This window comes from Rhodococcus sp. NPDC059968 (assembly GCF_042738615.1).
In the GTDB taxonomy this organism is placed as follows: domain Bacteria; phylum Actinomycetota; class Actinomycetes; order Mycobacteriales; family Mycobacteriaceae; genus Rhodococcus_F.
Genome location: NZ_JBHWUE010000008.1, coordinates 61,558 through 78,929 on the forward strand (window position 1 = coordinate 61,558; position 17,372 = coordinate 78,929).

General features: G+C 69.1%; 14 protein-coding genes. 9 read left to right on the forward strand and 5 right to left on the reverse strand.

Going from position 1 to position 17,372, the window contains the following annotated elements; all coding sequences use genetic code 11:
• Positions 1 to 2 precede the first annotated feature (2 nt).
• A complete protein-coding gene (rpsR, locus tag ACFWAY_RS10435) occupies positions 3 to 257 on the forward strand; it encodes a 30S ribosomal protein S18 (protein ID WP_009478875.1) in 255 nt (84 codons plus the stop codon).
• 61 nt (positions 258 to 318) lie between these two features.
• Here rpsR and ACFWAY_RS10440 read toward each other — a convergent pair whose 3' ends face one another.
• The 4 genes from ACFWAY_RS10440 to ACFWAY_RS10455 all read right to left on the reverse strand — a co-directional run bounded on the left by ACFWAY_RS10440 (position 319) and on the right by ACFWAY_RS10455 (position 4,576).
• Positions 319 to 924: a DUF305 domain-containing protein gene (locus tag ACFWAY_RS10440; RefSeq protein WP_378510598.1), complete on the reverse strand. Its 606-nt coding sequence runs from the start codon at positions 922 to 924 to the stop codon at positions 319 to 321.
• 71 nt (positions 925 to 995) lie between these two features.
• Positions 996 to 1,385 (reverse strand): DUF6153 family protein, encoded by a 390-nt coding sequence (locus tag ACFWAY_RS10445; protein ID WP_378510599.1) that lies wholly within the window; start codon positions 1,383 to 1,385, stop codon positions 996 to 998.
• Positions 1,386 to 1,465: 80 nt separating this feature from the next.
• Positions 1,466 to 2,518 carry a serine hydrolase domain-containing protein gene (locus ACFWAY_RS10450; protein WP_378510600.1) on the reverse strand — a complete coding sequence of 351 codons (1,053 nt, stop codon included), beginning with the start codon at positions 2,516 to 2,518 and terminating at the stop codon, positions 1,466 to 1,468.
• Positions 2,519 to 4,348: 1,830 nt separating this feature from the next.
• Entirely contained in the window at positions 4,349 to 4,576 is a 228-nt protein-coding gene (locus ACFWAY_RS10455; RefSeq protein WP_378510658.1) for a hypothetical protein, read from the reverse strand.
• A 28-nt stretch (positions 4,577 to 4,604) separates the two neighbouring features.
• Between ACFWAY_RS10455 and ACFWAY_RS10460 the strand changes: the two genes are divergently transcribed.
• From ACFWAY_RS10460 to ACFWAY_RS10485, 6 genes are all read left to right on the forward strand, one after another.
• Positions 4,605 to 5,246, forward strand: a complete 642-nt coding sequence (locus ACFWAY_RS10460) for a zinc ribbon domain-containing protein (protein ID WP_378510659.1) — start codon at positions 4,605 to 4,607, stop codon at positions 5,244 to 5,246.
• A gap of 54 nt (positions 5,247 to 5,300) precedes the next feature.
• Entirely contained in the window at positions 5,301 to 6,230 is a 930-nt protein-coding gene (locus ACFWAY_RS10465) for an AEC family transporter (protein WP_378451396.1), read from the forward strand.
• A gap of 14 nt (positions 6,231 to 6,244) precedes the next feature.
• Positions 6,245 to 6,709, forward strand: a complete 465-nt coding sequence (locus ACFWAY_RS10470; RefSeq protein ID WP_378451397.1) for a hypothetical protein — start codon at positions 6,245 to 6,247, stop codon at positions 6,707 to 6,709.
• Between the two features lie 4 nt (positions 6,710 to 6,713).
• Positions 6,714 to 7,880, forward strand: a complete 1,167-nt coding sequence (locus tag ACFWAY_RS10475; protein ID WP_378510601.1) for an MFS transporter — start codon at positions 6,714 to 6,716, stop codon at positions 7,878 to 7,880.
• A 149-nt stretch (positions 7,881 to 8,029) separates the two neighbouring features.
• Entirely contained in the window at positions 8,030 to 11,212 is a 3,183-nt protein-coding gene (locus ACFWAY_RS10480) for an NAD-glutamate dehydrogenase domain-containing protein (RefSeq protein WP_378510602.1), read from the forward strand.
• 50 nt (positions 11,213 to 11,262) lie between these two features.
• Positions 11,263 to 12,624 (forward strand): flavin monoamine oxidase family protein, encoded by a 1,362-nt coding sequence (locus tag ACFWAY_RS10485; protein WP_378510603.1) that lies wholly within the window; start codon positions 11,263 to 11,265, stop codon positions 12,622 to 12,624.
• Positions 12,625 to 12,648: 24 nt separating this feature from the next.
• Here the strand turns inward: ACFWAY_RS10485 and ACFWAY_RS10490 are convergent, their stop codons facing one another.
• Entirely contained in the window at positions 12,649 to 14,175 is a 1,527-nt protein-coding gene (locus ACFWAY_RS10490) for a PucR family transcriptional regulator (RefSeq protein WP_378510604.1), read from the reverse strand.
• A 289-nt stretch (positions 14,176 to 14,464) separates the two neighbouring features.
• Here ACFWAY_RS10490 and ACFWAY_RS10495 point away from each other — a divergent pair, with 289 nt between their 5' ends.
• On the forward strand, positions 14,465 to 15,703 hold the full coding sequence (locus tag ACFWAY_RS10495; protein WP_378510605.1) for an MFS transporter: 1,239 nt from the start codon (positions 14,465 to 14,467) through the stop codon (positions 15,701 to 15,703).
• A gap of 17 nt (positions 15,704 to 15,720) precedes the next feature.
• Positions 15,721 to 17,370: an amidohydrolase gene (locus ACFWAY_RS10500; RefSeq protein ID WP_378510606.1), complete on the forward strand. Its 1,650-nt coding sequence runs from the start codon at positions 15,721 to 15,723 to the stop codon at positions 17,368 to 17,370.
• The last annotated feature ends 2 nt before the right edge of the window (positions 17,371 to 17,372 follow it).

The window sequence follows — 17,372 nt, forward strand, 5'->3', positions numbered from 1 at the left end:
AGATGGCAGTCAAGAGAGCACCGTCGAAGAAGCCGCGTCCCGTCGAGGGCCGCAAGCCCAAGAAGAACCCGTTGTTCGCGGCCAAGATCGAGCACGTCGATTACAAGGACATCAACCTCCTCCGCACGTTCATCTCGGACCGCGGCAAGATCCGTAGCCGCCGCGTCACGGGCCTGACCCCGCAGCAGCAGCGTCAGGTTGCCGTCGCCGTCAAGAACGCTCGCGAGATGGCTCTGCTGCCCTTCACGAGCCGGTAACTCACGTAGGCACCGAAAAGGCCGCGTAATCCTCGGATTACGCGGCCTTTCGTCATTCCGGTCAGCCGAGCGCGGCCTGCATGTCGGCGATCTCCCTCTGCTGGGCGGTCACGATGTCGGTGGCCATCTGCCTGGCCTCCGGGTTCTCACCGTCGGCGAGTTCGGTGTTCGCCATGTCGATCGCGCCCTCGTGGTGCTCGATCATCATGGTCAGCCATTGCCGGTCGAACTGCGTGCCCGACAGTGCCGTCAGTGCGTCCATCTGATCGGCCGGCATCATTCCGTCACCGTGGTTCATGCCGCGCATGCCGGACGTGTCGGACGTGTCGGACGTCGGAGCCGGTTGCCCCCACTGCTGGAGCCAGGTGGTCATCCGGTCCATCTCAGGCTGCTGCGCCGCCTTGATCGCGGCGGCGAAAGCGACCACGTCGGCGTTGTCGGTGTGGCCGGCGACCATGTCGGCCATCTCCACGGCCTGCGCGTGATGCGGGTACATCCCTCCCACGAACGCGACATCGGCGTCGTTGAACTGCGCCCTCGCTTCGACGGCGGACGTCGATGCACCGGACGTCGCCGAGGTGCCTGCCGAGTCGGTGCCGCAGCCGGCCAGGACGAGAGCCGCGCCTGCCGCGACGGCGATCAGGGCGGTGATGGTGGTAGTACGCATGAGGAACTCCTCGAGATCGATTCGGGAAATGACAGTCGGATCCGCCGGGGCACAATGCCCCGGGCTCCCTGTCACACCCGCAGAATCGAGAGTTCCGCCAAAGAGAACACCGTCCACGGTGGTGGTCCGCGCCCCGACTGCACACGGTCGGCGCTCACCCGCGACCGTCGCGCGGCGGGATCCACGGAATGCCACCACAGAACCATCACCGACGTCAGCGCGGCGATCACCACGATCACGCCCGCACACTGATGTCCGGTGAGATGGGGTTGCTCGCAGCCGTCCCCGCCGCAACCGTGGGGGTCTTCGGCGTGGGACGCGGTGACCGACGGCTGCTCGTGCGCCGCGCCGATCGCGGTCGGCGCGATCAGACTGTGCATGAGGAGCACCCCGGCCGCGACGGCGATCAGCAGCGCGGCACGCGCCCCGACTGTGCGCCTCCGCCCGGCTGCCGTCTCCACACCGCCACTGTAACCGGACATACCCAGCGGGGGTACCCGGACACGTGAGTGACAATGTGTGCCCCGGGACGCGAAAACACTCACATGGGGGTGTGGGCGAGGATCTCCAGACCCTGCTGGTCGAGTCCCCCGATGGTGTCGGTGAGGATGACGAGTCCGCGGTCGTTCTCGCGGTCGAGCACGACGGTGCACTGGAAACCACCGGTCGCGCCGCCGTGCAGTGTGTAGTCGCGACCTTCGAACGGGACGATCGACCACGTCAGCGCCCGGTAGTTGTCGCCGATCCACCGCTGGTCCATGGCCGTGCTCCCGGGGACCGTGCCGTCGAGGAGTGCCCGGACGTACGTCGACATGTCGTTCGCCGTGGACCGCAAACCTCCGGCCGGGGCGTACGCGTCCAACGGCCACGGGTCCTGCGACCTGTGCAGGACGTCGAATCCGCGGGTGACGTTCGCGGGCAGGTCGGCGGTGGTGAGCGGCATCCACGACTGCGACAGTCCGAGGGGAACCAGCATGCGCTCACGGAGCAGCGACGGGTAGTCGGTGTGCGCGGCCGCGGCCAGCGCCTGGCCGAGCAGCGCGAAACCGACGGTCGAGTACGAGTACGTGCCGCGGGTCGTGAGCGGCGCCGACTGCAGTTGCTGCAGCAGGGTGTCCCGGTCGTACGTGAACGGGTTGGACGCGACCACCCAGTGCCCGACGGCCACCACGGTGTCGGTGCTCATCGGGAACTGCGCCAGCCCGGACGTGTGCGACGCCAGTTCGAGCAGCGTCACGTCGCCGACCTGTGCGCCCTGCAGCGGCAGGAGGTCCCCGACCTTCGTGTCCTCGCGCACCTCACCCCGGGCGACGGCGTCGGCGAACAGTTCCGCGGTGAACGTTTTGGTGACGGAACCGATCTCGAAGTCGGTGTCCTCCGTGGCCCCGAAATTCGCGAACCGGGTGCCGGCCGCGCCGATGTACGCGACGCTCGCGTTCTCGCGATAGCTGCGCCCGAGGACCTGCCCGGCGAGCGCGATCAGTTGCGGATCCCCACTCGACGGCGGGGCCAGCGCCGACGCCACGGGAGCGGCTCCCCAGGCGAGGGTCCACGCGCAGAACAGCGCACAGAGGACGGTCGTTCGACGCAGCATTGCGGCTCCTCGAGCGCGACGGAACGCGCATGCAGATGGTCTCCCCGACCGAAGTCTTCCAACTCCTACCGCTACATCTAATACTACCGAGTAGGTTCTGACACTGTCCCTCATTGCGAATGCGTGAGGCTGCATAATACTTGGGCATGTCGGTAGCTGGGGTGCGAAAGGCGCATCGAACGGTCGGTTGCCTTCTCGACGTACCGGTTCGGATAAGCGGATCTTTGACCGCGTGGACCTCGACGCCCATCTGGACAGACCCGCATCACAGTGTGCGGGAGCGGCGCCTGAGAGGGTGGAGACATTGTATTGGCGGGTGTCGGGCGAGATGGCAAGAGGCGTCGCTTGCCGATCAGGAAAAGATTCCTGCGGGACAGCGTTGCTGGTGAGGGATGTCGGGTCTACGAGGATCGCGATTCGGGTTTGCGGGACAGCGGGCTGGGCTGGGCCGGGCTGATGCTCCACGACGCGGCCGAGGGCAGGTTTACGGTGGTGTGGGGTGGCGTGGCGAGATCGATTGGCCCGGTTAACCGGTGGCATGGATCGGGCGGTTCTTGTCAGAGGCCGGCGTTACAGTCGAGGTCCTGCGAGACAGGGGCGGCACATGCTTGGGGGAGTTTGATGGATGACGTCAGGGTGGTGCTGGCCCCGTTCCGGCCGGTTGTATCGTCTGCGGTCGAAACGGAATTAACACCGGCTTCGGGGTGGCGCCGCCGCACGGCTGGGAAGGGTGACCGGTGAGCATCTCGGGAGATCGCGGGTCTTCTCGGAACGCGAAGGTGCTCGCCGATCGTGAATTGTGCCCGCTCACGGTAGCAACGAAACTCGACTGCCATCAGCTGGACGTGACCGAATCCGTTCGGCTGTGCCCGGTTCCTGGTCGGCCTGCATGACCGGGCCGGGAACGACTGCGCCGCGGCAGTTCGCGTTCACCACCCGCGCCCATGTGGCGGTCGACGACGCGACCGGGGATCCGATCGGGCTCGACGACGTCGATACCCGGGTGGGGTGGCTCCTCGACCTGATCACCGGGGCCGGCGGCGAGTTGGTGTCACGGCTGTGGCATCCGGCGACGTTCGATGTGCTCGCCGCCGGTCGTGACCGGCAGGACCGCAGGCTGCCCATACAGGGGCATGTCGCCGCGGCCCGCCTCGGCTGGAACCCGACCTATCCGGACGCGGTCTATGTGCCGTCGCGGGTCACGCGGGTGGTGACCGCGCAGGTGATGGCGACCCTGCGGACCCTGACATTCCGGGACACAGCGATCGCGGCACTGTCGGCCCGATTCGACCCGGCCACCGGGGCTGTGGCGCCGCCGACCGGGCCGGGCGACTCTGTGCCACCGGGTTTCGCTCGGGGCGTGCAACGTCAGCTCATCGCGCGCTCCCGCCGCGACGGCGGGGCACCGGCCGGCCGGTTGCGGATCACCGACGTCCAGGAACCACCCCGGATGGCGGCGATGGCTGGACTGTCGGCCGTCGATCGGCAGCTCGCGCAACTTGCCGTCACTGGTGACGAGCTGGTGTTGACGGTGAAGCTGCCCACCAGCCCGTTCCCGGCGGGGCGGGCGCAGTGGCGGTGGGTCCGGCTGTCCGCGGCCATCCCCGCGCACCTGCACGGCAGAGCTGTCATCGACTGGCATCTGCCGACCCTGGTTCTCGACAGGAAAGGCCTGCTGTGGCGGTGCGCGGCGACCGAGATGGTTCCCGCGGCCGATCTGACGGCCGGGACGGTCGCGGTGGGGGTCGATTGGTCCCCGTCCACGCTCGGTGCCGCCGCCACCGTGGCAGAGGGCCCGGACGGGTTGTCCTCGGATTACCTGGGCTGGACCTATGACGACCGCGGCCTCGGGATCAAACTGGCGCGCCTGCAGGCCGAAGGGCAGATGCTGCACCGCAAGTCGGCGCGGTTGACGCAACTGGCTGCCACCGCCCCGCCCGAGGTCCGCGCGCTGTTGGAGGAGAAGATCGCCGTCCTCGACGAGCACCGCACCGCGGTGGGTATCAAGCGGGGAAAGATCAACCGAGAACAGGCGTTCCACTTCGCCCGCCAGGCCACCGACTACGCCACTGCGGCGGGCGCGGAGATGATCGCGGTCGAGGATCTCACCACCCTCGAGGCCCCCGGACACGGGCGGGTCAACAACAATCGGGCCGCGCAGTCGGCCCGCCGCCAAGCGGTCGCTGCGCTCGCGCACACCGCCGCAGCCCTTGGTATCGCGGTGGTCTCGGTGCCGGCGCTGGGATCTTCGGCACAATGTCCGGGATGCGACGAACCGCTTGCACGCCCCGGTGGGTATCACACCGCGTGGTGCCCGGGCTGCCGGGTCGGCGGTAACCGGGACCATGTGGCGGGGGTGAACCTGGCCAAACGCGCACTGGTCGGCAGGGGCAAAGTCACCCGCCGGCGGGGGCAATTTCCCGCGGTCCGAGTGGCCGAGCATGCGCCGGTGCGCCGGTGCCGGGACAAGAAAAGTCCGACACCGCGTCGGCCACGGCATCGCCGGGTCCGCGGAAGCCTGCCCACCGCGCCACAGCGGTTGGGGGTGACTCCGAAACAGTATGTTCCTGCATCACAAGCGTCGGTGTGGGACACGGTCAAACCCACACCACCGCACGGTGATGCGGGTAGCCGTGACACACGTCCATCTCCAACGCCCGCCACACCAGTGGCAAGTAATGAGATCTACGTAGACGCTATTGTGACCCACCCGAACGCCGAGCACTAGACTTCGGAAGGTTTGCCGACAGGAGGCTGACCCGTCGAGGAGGTGCCCCGCAGCGTGTCGGGAGTGGTTGCGGGATTCACCGTCATATTCGTCATCATCGCCATCGGCTACCTGCTCGGCCGTCGCGGGACGCTGGGCGCGGAGGGCGAATCCGTCCTGGGCAGGCTGGTGTTCTTCGTCGCCACACCGGCGCTGCTGTTCGACTCGCTCGCATCGTCCGACCTCTCCGTCATCTTCTCGCCCACTCTGGCCGTCGCGGCTGCCACTGCATTGACGGTCGGCGCACTGTACATGGTCGTCGCGAGAGTCTGGCTACGCAGGTCCCTTCCGGAACTGACAATCGGCGCACTGTCGGCGTCGTACGTGAACTCCGCGAATCTCGGCATCCCCATCGCAGTGTTCGTGCTGGGCGACGCGTCGTTCGTGGCGCCGCTGCTGCTGTTCCAGATCATCGCGTACTCCCCCATCGCCCTCACCATCCTCGACGTCACCACGCTCCGGCGCGGCGCATCGCGACTCGACACGATCACCGCGCCGTTCAAGAACCCGATCGTCGTGGCGGGCGCCGCGGGACTGCTGATCGCACTCCTCGGCTGGGCACCCCCGGAAGCCCTGATGCAGCCGTTCCGGCTCATAGGTGGCGCGTCGGTGCCGGGTGCGTTGCTCGCATTCGGCATCTCGCTGTACGGGGTGCGGGTGCTGGAGAAGGGGACGAGCCCGCGACGCGACGTCGCGCTGGCGTCGGTGCTCAAGATAATCGTGCAACCGGTGCTGGCCTACCTGATGGCGCGCTATCTGCTCGGGCTCGACGGCCACGAACTGTTCGCCATCGTGGTGGTAGCGACGCTGCCGACGGCACAGAACGTCTTCGTCTACGCCAGCCGGTACGGGGTGGGAACGGTCATGGCGCGAGACACGGCCTTCGTCACCACTTTGGCTGCGATTCCGGGGATTGCGCTGGTCTCCGGCCTGCTCGCGGGATGAGGTTACCGTGGCATATGCGCGTAATCGCCCTCGCAGTGCTGGCCTGCCTCGCCCTCGCCGGATGCGGGTCCGGTTCGAGCACCGACGAACCGACGATTCCCCCGGAGATCGCGTCCGCAGTGGATCCCAGCCCGACCAATCCGTCGTCGGGGATGCCCATTCCCTCCGAAGTGCCCGGCGACGAGTTCGGCACGGTCTTCGAGTCGCGCCCCGACATCGTCCGGGCGAATCCGACCCCGTTCGAGTCGTGGTCCCGCGCGGACGGCAACAAGGTGGCGATCCACTTCGTCACCGGAACCCCGGAGTGTTACGGCGCCGACGCGACGGTCACCGAGAGCGACACCACCGTCACGATCTCGCTGCGCACCGGCACCCTCCCGGAGGCCGCCGACAAGATGTGCATTCTCGTCGCCGTGTTCGGCACCCTCGAAGTCCAGTTGCAAGGGCCGCTCGGCAATCGCCAGGTGATCAACGGATAACCCGGTGAAGCACTGGTTCCTCAATGTCTGCATTGCCACTGCTCTCCTCCAGGCCGTCTATCACGCTGTCCGCGTCCTCGTCTCCTACCGCGTCCTCGGGCTCGGCGGCGACGCCGTCACGATCGGCATCGTCACAGCCCTGTTCTCACTGGCACCGCTGCTCGTCGCGGTCCGGATCGGACGCGCCGTGGACCGGCGGCACGCCGCCGCGGTCCTACGGACCGGTGTGCTGCTGACCGCACTGGGTGTCCTGGTGATCGCGGCGAGCGGCGACCTGATCGTCCTCGCGCTCGGCAATGTCGTCCTCGGGTTCGGCCAGATCCTCGTGACCGTCGCCGGGCAGGGATTCATCACGCTCCTCTCCCCGCCCGGTGAGCTGGATCGGGGTTTCGCCGGATTGACACTCGGCGTCTCGATCGGCCAGGCCGTCGGTGTTCCGCTGGTCGGAGTGATCGCGGCGGCGGGAAGCGCGGACGGCGGCGGCGTCGTCGAAACCACTCTGGCGTTGACGGTGATGGGTGTGGTGTCGCTGGCCGCGATCCCGTTCGCCTGGCCGATACGCGAACGCCCTCAGTCGGCGGAGTCGGCGCCTGAGGGCTCGCGGCAGTCCGTGTTCAGCATGATCTCGACGACGGGGATGCGGCCGGCCGTGTTCAGCAGTCTGATCGTGCTGGCGTCGGTCGACGTCGTCGTCGCGTACCTCCCCGTCCTCGGGCACGAGTTCGGTTTCAGCGTTCTGCTGGTGTCGTTGCTGCTCACCGCGCGGACCGCAGCGTCGATCGTGTCGCGCGCGTTCCTGCCGTGGCTGCTCACCCGCGTGCCGCGGCAGAAACTGCTGATCTCCGCCACGCTGTGCTCGGCGCTGCCCACCGCCCTGCTGCCGTTCGTGCCCGACCCGGTCGGGATGGCGCTGCTCCTCGTCGTGGCCGGATTCTTCTGGGGCATCGGTCAACCACTGACGATGACGTGGGTGGCCGGGCTCGTCACCGCCGCCAACCGGGCCGCCGCGTTGTCGCTGCGCCTGACCGGCAACCGGCTCGGGCAGGTACTGATTCCGCTGGCCGCAGGCGCCGCGGCGGGGGTCGCGGGCACGTCGTCGATCTTCGTGATCACCGGCGGGCTGCTCGGCACCGCAGCGGTCTCCACCTGGCGAGCTGTGAGTACTTATTGACCGCCCGCGGTTAATAAGTACTCACAGCTCCGAAACGTCGCGTCCGTCGCCGTACGACGCTCCACTTCGTCGGATGTGGCGTGCGTCTCTTCTCGACACACTGGTTCCCGAGTCACGCGTTTGCCAGATCAGGGGTCAGGAGCCACACGATGAGCTATTCCGGTGTCATTCCGAGCACGACCGACACACCCCGTCCACGCCAGGACGAGGCCGCCGTGTCGAGCGCGGTCCTGGCGTCCGGAGGGACCACTCCGCGGCTGCGATTCGTCGACACCGCGGATGCACTGCCCGAGCCGGCCGCCGTCATGGTCTGGCCGCAGGGCACCCCGCTGCTCGCCGAGTTGGTCGCGCTGTTCGCGGACCTCGGGTTGCGGGTCGCGTCCCACGAACAGCTGCCGGCGGGCGAGCCCGGCAGCCCGCTGCTTCACCGGTTCGACTTCAGCACCGGCGACTTCGCCTGGGACGCCGAAACTCCGGGCCTGCTGTCCGACGCGTTCGAGGCCGCGGCCGCCGGACATCTGGAGGTCGACGGATTCACCCGGCTCGTCGCCGCGGCGAACCTGACGTGGACGGACGCCGTCCTGGTCCGGGCGGCCTGCCGCTACCTCCGTCAGGTGGGGCTGGGACTGTCGGAGCCCAACATCGTCGCGACCCTGTTGCGGCACAGCGACTTCGTGCGCGGATTCCGCGACCTGTTCACTGCCCGTTTCGATCCCACCGTCACCGGCCCCGACCGTGACAGCGCCGTCGCGGACGCGGAGCGTGTTCTGCTCGACGCGATCGACCGCACCGCGACACTGGACGAGGACCGTCTGCTCCGCGGCCTGCTGTCGTTCACGTCGGCCGTGCTGCGCACCAACTGGTTCCAGCACGACCGGACGATCAGCGCCGCCCCCGCGGCGTTCAAGATCGACCCGTCGCTGTTGTCGCTGTCCGCGGCCGTGACCCCCTACCGCGAGATCTTCGTGCACTCACCGATCGTCGAGGGCAGCCACGTCCGCAGCGGTCCGGTCTCGCGCGGCGGCTTGCGGTGGTCGGACCGCACGGACGACTTCCGCACCGAGGTTCTCGGTCTGATGAAGACGCAGCACGTGAAGAACTCGCTGATCGTTCCGATGGGCGCGAAGGGCGCGTTCGTGGTGCGCACCGAGACGACGCCCGACGCGGTCCGTTCGGCGTACACGAGCTTCATCGACGGGCTGCTCGACGTCACCGACGACATCGTCGACGGCGAGGTGGTCCACCCCCGCGACACGGTGATCTACGACGACGCCGACCCGTATCTGGTGGTGGCCGCGGACAAGGGCACGGCCCGATTCTCCGACCTGGCCAACAGCATCGCGACGCGTCGCGGCTTCTGGCTCGGCGACGCGTTCGCGTCCGGCGGCTCCGCCGGCTACGACCACAAGGCGATGGGCATCACGGCGCGCGGCGGATGGGTTTCCGTCCGCAGGCATTTCGCCGAGATGGGCAAGAACGTCGACACCGACGCGTTCACAGTGGTCGGCATCGGCGACATGTCCGGCGACGTGTTCGGCAACGGCATGCTGCTCAGCCGCGCCATCCGGCTGGTCGGCGCGTTCGACCACCGGCACATCTTCCTCGATCCCGAACCGGATTCCGAGGCGTCCTACCGCGAGCGCGAGCGCCTCGCGTCCGTGCCCGGCAGCAGCTGGGACGACTACGACCGGAGCCTCGTCTCGGCGGGCGGCGGCGTGTGGCCGCGGACGGCGAAGAAGATCCCGCTGTCGCCGCAGGTGCGTGAACGCCTCGGCGTCACCGCCACCGAACTCCCCCCGCACGAGGTGGTGAAGGCACTGCTGACCGCGGACGTGGACCTGCTGTGGAACGGCGGAATCGGCACGTACGTCAAGGCATCGACCGAGGGGCACGCCGACGCCGCCGACCCGGCCAACGACGCCGTCCGGGTGGAGGCGAGCACTGTGCGCGCGGCAGTGATCGGCGAGGGCGGCAACCTCGGCCTCACGCAGCGCGCCCGCATCGAGTACGCGCTGAACGGCGGCCGGATCAACGCCGACTTCATCGACAACGCCACCGGGGTCGCCACGTCTGATCGGGAAGTGAATCTGAAGGTCGCGCTGGACGCGGCCGTTGCGGCAGGCGAACTCCCCGCGGCGGAACGGAACACGCTCCTCGCCCGCGTCCAGGACGAGATCGGCGAATCGGTGCTCGCCGACGCCGCCTCCCAGACCCTCGCCATCAGCCTCGCCGAGGTCCACGCACCGTTCCTGCTCGGACGCCACGAGCGGCTGATCGAGAACCTCGAACGGGACGCCGGAATCAGCCGGGCCGCGGAGGTCCTGCCGTCGGCGGCGGAACTGTCGGCGCGGCACCGCGCCGGCCAGGGCCTGGTCCGGCCGGAGATCGCGGTTCTGCTCGCACAGTCGAAGAACCTCGTCGTCACCGAACTGCTCGCCTCCCCCGTGCTCGACGACGCCGTGTTCGACGGTGTACTCGCCGACTACTTCCCGGCGTCCATCCGCGAACGCGTTCCCCAGCAGATCAGCGGTCACCGGCTCGCCCGGGAAATCGTGGCCGTGATCGTGGCCGGCGACATGATCGACCGTGTCGGACCGGGCCTGATCCACCGTCTGGAGGAGCGGCTCGGCGTCGGCACCCCCGAGATCACCGTCGCGTACGCGGTGGTGCGGCAGGTGTTCGACATCGACCGCCTGTGGAACGAGGTCCTCACCCTGCCCGGCGCGTCCCACCGGACCCGGCTGAACCTGCACTTCGGCATCCAGGACCTGATCGAGCGCACCACGTCGTGGCTGCTGAGGCATCGCACCGCGGGCACGGATGCGCAGCAGTTGATCGAGCGGTTCGCGAAGCCGGTCCAGGAACTCGCCGCCGCACTGCCCCGGCTCACCGGCGCCCCCGCCCAGGACCTGGGCACGCTCCGGATCCTGGCGCAGGGCTTCGCCCTGGAGACCACAGCGCAGTCGCTCGACCTGCCGATCACCCAGGTCGCCGAGACGTACCGCGAATTCGGCCGCGTGGTGGGCCTCGACTGGCTGTCGGAACGGTTCTCCGTCGGCGAGACCGGGACCGCCTACTGGGAGGCGATGGCGGGTGCCGTCCTCGTCGACAACCTGCAGGAGCACTGGCACGGCCTGATCGGACTGGTGCTGCGCGACGCCTCGCCCGCGACGTCCGCCGCCGATGCCGTCGCCGACTGGCTGACCGAACACACCACCGCCGCGGACCGCCTTGCACAGATGCTCGGCGAGCTGCGGAGCCACGACCGCGTGGACAACTCGAGCATCTGCGTCATCGACGCCGAACTGTCGCTCGCGCTGACCCGCTGCTAACCGAACCACCTTTCACGACCCGTCAGCACTTCAACCAAAGGAGCTCGAAAGTGCCTACTCTCCAACGTGATGTCGCCATCGTCGGCGCCGGCCCGTCCGGCCTGGCCGCAGCCACCGCGCTGCGCAAGGCGGGGCTGTCCGTCGCGGTCCTGGAGGCGCGCGACCGCGTCGGAGGTCGGACCTGGACCGACACCATCGACGGCGCGATGCTGGAGATCGGCGGCCAGTGGGTCTCCCCCGACCAGACGACGCTCATCTCCCTGCTCGACGAACTCGGCCTCGAGACGTTCGACCGGTACCGCGAGGGTGAGTCCGTCTACATCTCCGCCGCCGGCGAACGCACCCGCTACACCGGCGAATCCTTCCCCGTCGACGAGACGACCCGCAAGGAGATGGACCGGCTGATCCAGATCCTCGACGACCTGGCCGCGCAGGTCGGGGCCGAGGAGCCGTGGGCGCACCCGCTGGCCCGCGAACTGGACACGATCTCGTTCAAGCACTGGCTGATCGAGCAGTCCGACGACGCCGAGGCCCGGGACAACATCGGCCTGTTCATCGCAGGCGGCATGCTGACCAAGCCCGCGCACTCGTTCTCGGCGCTGCAGGCGGTGCTCATGGCCGCGTCCGCCGGATCGTTCTCGCATCTGGTGGACGAGGACTTCATCCTCGACAAGCGCGTCATCGGCGGCATGCAGCAGGTGTCGATCCGGATGGCGGCCGCCCTCGGCGACGACGTCTTCCTGAACGCGCCCGTGCGCACCGTCCAGTGGGGCGAGGACGGCGCAGTCGTGCTGGCGGACGGGGACATTCGCGTGGAAGCATCCCGCGTCGTGCTCGCCGTCCCGCCGAACCTGTACTCCCGCATCTCCTACGACCCGCCGCTGCCGCGCCGCCAGCACCAGATGCACCAGCACCAGTCGCTGGGACTCGTCATCAAGGTGCACGCCGTGTACGAGACCCCGTTCTGGCGTGAAGACGGTCTCGCAGGCACCGGATTCGGCGCGTCCGAGGTCGTCCAGGAGGTGTACGACAACACCAACCACGAGGACGCCCGCGGCACCCTCGTTGCGTTCGTGTCGGACGAGAAGGCCGACGCCATGTTCGAACTGAGCGAAAAGGAGCGCCGGGCCACCATCCTCGGTTCGCTCGCCCGCTACCTCGGCCCGAAGGCCGCCGAGCCGGTCGTCTACTACGAGTCCGACTGGGGCTCGGAGGAATGGACCCGGGGCGCGTACGCCGCGAGCTTCGACCTCGGTGGCCTGCACCGGTACGGCAAGGACACGCGGACGCCGGTCGGACCGTTCCACTTCTCCTGCTCGGACATCGCCGCCGAGGGCTACCAGCACGTGGACGGCGCCGTGCGGATGGGTCAGCGCACCGCCGCGGACATCGCCGCCCGCCTCGGAAAGTAGTCCCGTCCGATCATCGCCCGGCAGTCACGACTGCCGGGCGATGATCGCGAGCAGCAGTTCGGCGCGCACCCGGGCCACGTCCAGCCGGCAGTCGATCAACGATTCGATCCGCGCCATGCGGCTGCGCAGGGTGTGCCGGTGCACGCCCATCGCCGCGGCCGCCGACTCCCAGTGCCCGTTCGCCTCGAGGAATGCCCGCAGCGATCCCAGCAGTTCGGTGCCGTTGGTGCGGTCGTAATCGTCGATCGGCGCGATCATCGTGTCCGCCAGGGAGTTCAGCACCGCCCGCGTCGAGCTGAAGGCGAGCAGCGCGCTACCGGTCAGCGCCGCGAACTCCAACGGCTCGGCCCCCGCCTCGGCGGCCGACGCAGCGAGCTGGGACTGTTCGATGGCCGCCACCAGACCGGCGACCTCCCGCTTCCCGCTCAGCCCCGCACGGATCGCCTTCCGCGCCGGCGCGGACAGTCCGCGCAGCATCGCCCGTGCGAAGTCCACGTCGTCGGTGCCCCGCAGCAGAACGGTGACCCGGGTGCCGTGACGGCGCGAGAAGAGTTGCCGTCCAGCCTTGTTCATGGCGACCGCGACCGCCGACTCCACCCGTTCCGCGAGTGCCGGTGTCTCGGCCACGACCGTGAGTCCGCGGACCATCCCGTCCGCGTCCGCGGCGTGCCGGATCTGCGACCAGGCGGGCGCGAGGTCGCGGTCCTCGGTGAGCAGCAGGCCGAGGGCGTGCGAGTTGAGCCGGTTCTGCGCGGTCCGGAGCCGCACCGGCTTCTCGAAATCCAACGCGAGCAACGAGTTCGCGTGACCGAGCAGGATCTGGTCGACGTGGCTGAGCGAGGTGGGGCTGATCACGGCGAGGTGTCCGTGCGGTGTGCTGCCGACGCTGATCTGCTGCACCGTGATCGAGGCGCCCGACCGTGCCAGGGACACGCTGCTCGACGCCCCGCCGGTGCCCGCCTCCAGCACTTCCCGCAGTTCCCCGAGCACGTCCTCCGCGGGCTGCGCCGGATGGGACTCCAGCACCCGGCCGGACAGGTCGAGGAGCAGGACGGTGGCCGACGTGGCGACGGCCAGCTCGCGCACGGTGGCGCCGGTGCCGCCCTGGATGACGGCGCGGGTCATCCGCGGTTGCGCCCGGGACGCGCGCAGCACCGCCTCGTACTCCTGCTCCGCGAGTCGGTTCATGACCCGCTTGACGACGGCCGCGAACGGGGTCGGCAAGGGCACCTCGAGTAGCGGCAGCCCGATCTCGTCGGCGACGGACACCAGGTCCTCGGGCACCTCCGGATGCGAGAGCCCGGTGCCGAACCCGACCGCCGCCACACCGACTTCACCGAGGCCGCGCAGGTATCGGGCCCGGTCGGCGGCGGTCAGTGGAAGCCGGATGCCGGTGGTGAGGAGCAATTCTCCGCCGGAGAGCCACCGGAAGGGGTCTTGCAGCTCGGTGGTGTGGGCGAACGTGATCTCGTTGCCGAGACCGGCGGCGCCACCCTTCAACTCGAGAGCCAGGTCCGGCTGGGACAACATCCAGCGAACGGGAACGGTCATGTCGGCTCCTGCGCAGTTGCGGTCGGGTCCGTGCCACCCTGACCGGTCGGGATCGGGATAGCGCTGGACAAGTTGGCCAGCAGAGCCCGGACGACTACTCCATTGTGTCAGACGTCGACCTCGGGCCACGCCGAAACCCCAACATTAACGAATTGAGTTCGTTTGACCCCTTGCGTTAGGGACGCGCCCTCCGCATACTTAACGAATCCCATTCGCTAAGTGACCCACGTCTCACGCGGGCCGCCACCCGAGACACGGAGTTGTCGTTGACCCACCCCAGGAATCCCACGTGACCGCCGCCGTCCGCGTCCCACTGACACTCGGCCGCGGTATCGCGACGTTCAGCGTCTTCGTCGTCGGCTACATCACGGCCAATCTGATCCCGCTCATGATCATCGCGATGGTCGACGATCTCGGGATCACCCAGACCGTCGCCGGTGCCGTCCTCACCGGCTCCCTGCTGGCCACCGCGCTCGTCTGCCTCGCGACCACCCGGTGGGCGGCGGGTCGCTCCCGCCACCTGCTCGGCCGCGTCAGCCTCGTCGTGATGGCCGCGGGATTCGCGGTCGCCGCCACCGTCCACTCGGCGCCCATCGCGTGCGTCGCGATCATCGTCGGCGGGATCGGTGCCGGTGGCGCGGTCGCGGTCGGCGGGGCGGCCCTGGCCGCGCTGAACAATCCGAACCGGGTGTCCGGGATCAACGGGCTCGTCAACCGCACCGCGGTCACCGGGGTCCTGGCACTGATCCCGATCCTCGGCCTGCACATGACCAACGCCTTCGGGATCGTCGCGGTGCTGGCGCTGGCGACGGTGTTCACGATCACCTGGTTGCCGTCGGCCCCCGCGGTCGAGGACGACGACGCGAACACCGCGCACACCCGAACCCCGTTGCCCGAGGGCGTCACCGAGAAGAAACTGGCCGTCGCCGGCTTCACCCTGCTCGTGGCCTTCGCGATCTGGGCGATCGGCGAGGACTCGCTGTGGGCGGTGTCCGGCATCATGGGCGCCGAACACGCCGCCCTAACGGAACAGCAGATGGGTCTGGCCCTCAGCCTCTCCACCGCGGGCGGCATCGGCGCCGCCCTCGTCCTGACCGCACTCGGTTCCCGCCTCGGACGCACCGTCCCCACCGCCGTCCTCCTCGTGCTCGGCTCCGCCCTCAAACTGGGCTCGTGCCTGGCCACCGATTCGACGACGTATCTGGTGCTCATCATCGCCTGGAACACGGTCTACGCCGCGGCCTTCATCTACGTGGTGGCCATCGCGGCCGCGCTGGACTCGTCCGGCCGCTGGTCCGCCCCACTCCTCGGAACGTATCTGGTGGGGTCCGCGTTCGCCCCGCTCTTCGGCACCCTCGTGACCGGCGCAGTCGGCTATGTCGCGTTCGGCTTCGTCCTGGCGGGCATCAGCCTCGCCCTGCTCGTGCCGATCGTCGCGATCGCCCGCCTGTCCACCCGCACCGAGCAGGCTGCCGCATTACCCGGACAGGATCCCACTGCCCGGTACACCACCTCGGTCGTCGTCTGACGGAAAGAGAGAGCACCATGAACACCGACACGACGACCCACTACCGCGGCGGCCGGATCTTCACCGCAGCCGAACCCGCCTGGGCCGAATCGATGATCGTCCAGGGCGATCGCCTCACGTACGTCGGCGACACCGCGACCGCCGACACGCTGTCCGGCGACGCCCGCGTCGTCGAACTCGGCGGGACCTTCGTCCTGCCCGGCTTCATCGACGCCCACACCCACCTGCTGATGATGGGCCAGGCCCTCCAGAAGGTGGACCTGCAGAGCGCCGCCGACCTGAACGACATCCAGAACCGCATCCGCCGATTCGCCGCCGAGAACCCGGACGCACCCCGGCTCCTGGGCCGCAGCTGGCTGTTCCCCGCACTCGACGGGCACCCGCCGACGCGGCAGATGATCGACACGGCCGAGGCCGACCGCCCCGTGTACCTCGATTCCAACGATGTGCACTCGGCGTGGGTGAACACGGCCGCGCTCCGCGAACTCGGCATCGACGCGGACACCCCCGACCCGATCGGCGGCCGGATCGAGCGCGATCCCGTCACCGGCGAGGCCACCGGCATGCTCTACGAGACGGCGGTGACCCAGATCGTGTGGCCGGCGCTCGCGAAGTTGGTCAGCGACACCGAGCGGGACATCGCCCTCGCGGCGGCGTTCGAGCAGTATCTCGCGGACGGCGTCACCGGGGCGGTCGACATGGCGCTCGGCGCGGACGAGGTCGAGGCGCTCGAACGCGCACTGGCCGACGGCGGAGGCACGCTGCCGCTCCGGGTGGCCGGGCACTGGCTGATCGAACGAACCGATTCGGACGAGGAGAACGTCCGCCAGGTGCACGAGGCGGTGGAACACGCCCGTCGCCTGCAGGGTCCATGGCTGCGGATGGCCGGGATCAAGATCATCATCGACGGCGTCATCGACAGTTGCACCGCGGCGATGAAGGAACCGTACTCGGACGGCACGAACGCCGAACCGATCTGGGACCTCGCCTCGCTGGCACCGGTGGTCGTCGCGGCGGATGCCGCCGGCCTGCAGGTGGCCCTGCACGCCATCGGCGACGAGGCGTCGGAGATCGCGCTCGCCGCGCTCGAACAGGCGATCGCCGCCAACGGGACTCGCCCACGTCGGCACCGGATGGAGCACCTCGAGACGATCACGAAGGACAACGTGCAGCGGCTTGCGCGCCTCGGCATCGTCGCGTCGATGCAGCCGGTTCACGCCGACCCGGCGATCCAGGACAACTGGCGGGCGATGCTGGGCGACCATCGGGTCGAGCGGGCGTTCCCGTGGCCCGAGATGACCGCCGCGGGCGCCGTCCTCGCGCTGGGGTCCGACGCCCCCACGGCGCCGCATCCCCCGCTGCCCAACATGTACATCGCGACGACGCGCAAGTCCGCGATCGATCCGGCGCTCGCGCCCAACCTGCCCGAGTACGCACTGCCGATGGCGGACGCGCTCGCGCACGCCACCCGCGACGCCGCCTACTCGTGCCGCTGGGACGACCTCACCGGTCAACTCGTCGCGGGCAAGGCCGCCGACTTCCTGGTCCTCGACGGGGATCCGTTCACCGCCGGCGCCGATTCCCTCCTCACCGCACGGGTGCAGCTGACCGTGGTGGCCGGCTCGGTGCGCCACGAGGCGGAGGTGGCAGGCAGCCACCCCGTGTAGCC

Coding starts and splice junctions, on each gene's coding strand:
- rpsR (WP_009478875.1), top strand. CDS start 3: ATGGCAGTCAAGAGAGCACCGTCGAAGAAGCCGCGTCCCGTCGAGGGC.
- ACFWAY_RS10440 (WP_378510598.1), bottom strand. CDS start 924: ATGCGTACTACCACCATCACCGCCCTGATCGCCGTCGCGGCAGGCGCG.
- ACFWAY_RS10450 (WP_378510600.1), bottom strand. CDS start 2,518: ATGCTGCGTCGAACGACCGTCCTCTGTGCGCTGTTCTGCGCGTGGACC.
- ACFWAY_RS10460 (WP_378510659.1), top strand. CDS start 4,605: ATGATCGCGGTCGAGGATCTCACCACCCTCGAGGCCCCCGGACACGGG.
- ACFWAY_RS10470 (WP_378451397.1), top strand. CDS start 6,245: ATGCGCGTAATCGCCCTCGCAGTGCTGGCCTGCCTCGCCCTCGCCGGA.
- ACFWAY_RS10480 (WP_378510602.1), top strand. CDS start 8,030: ATGAGCTATTCCGGTGTCATTCCGAGCACGACCGACACACCCCGTCCA.
- ACFWAY_RS10490 (WP_378510604.1), bottom strand. CDS start 14,175: ATGACCGTTCCCGTTCGCTGGATGTTGTCCCAGCCGGACCTGGCTCTC.
- ACFWAY_RS10500 (WP_378510606.1), top strand. CDS start 15,721: ATGAACACCGACACGACGACCCACTACCGCGGCGGCCGGATCTTCACC.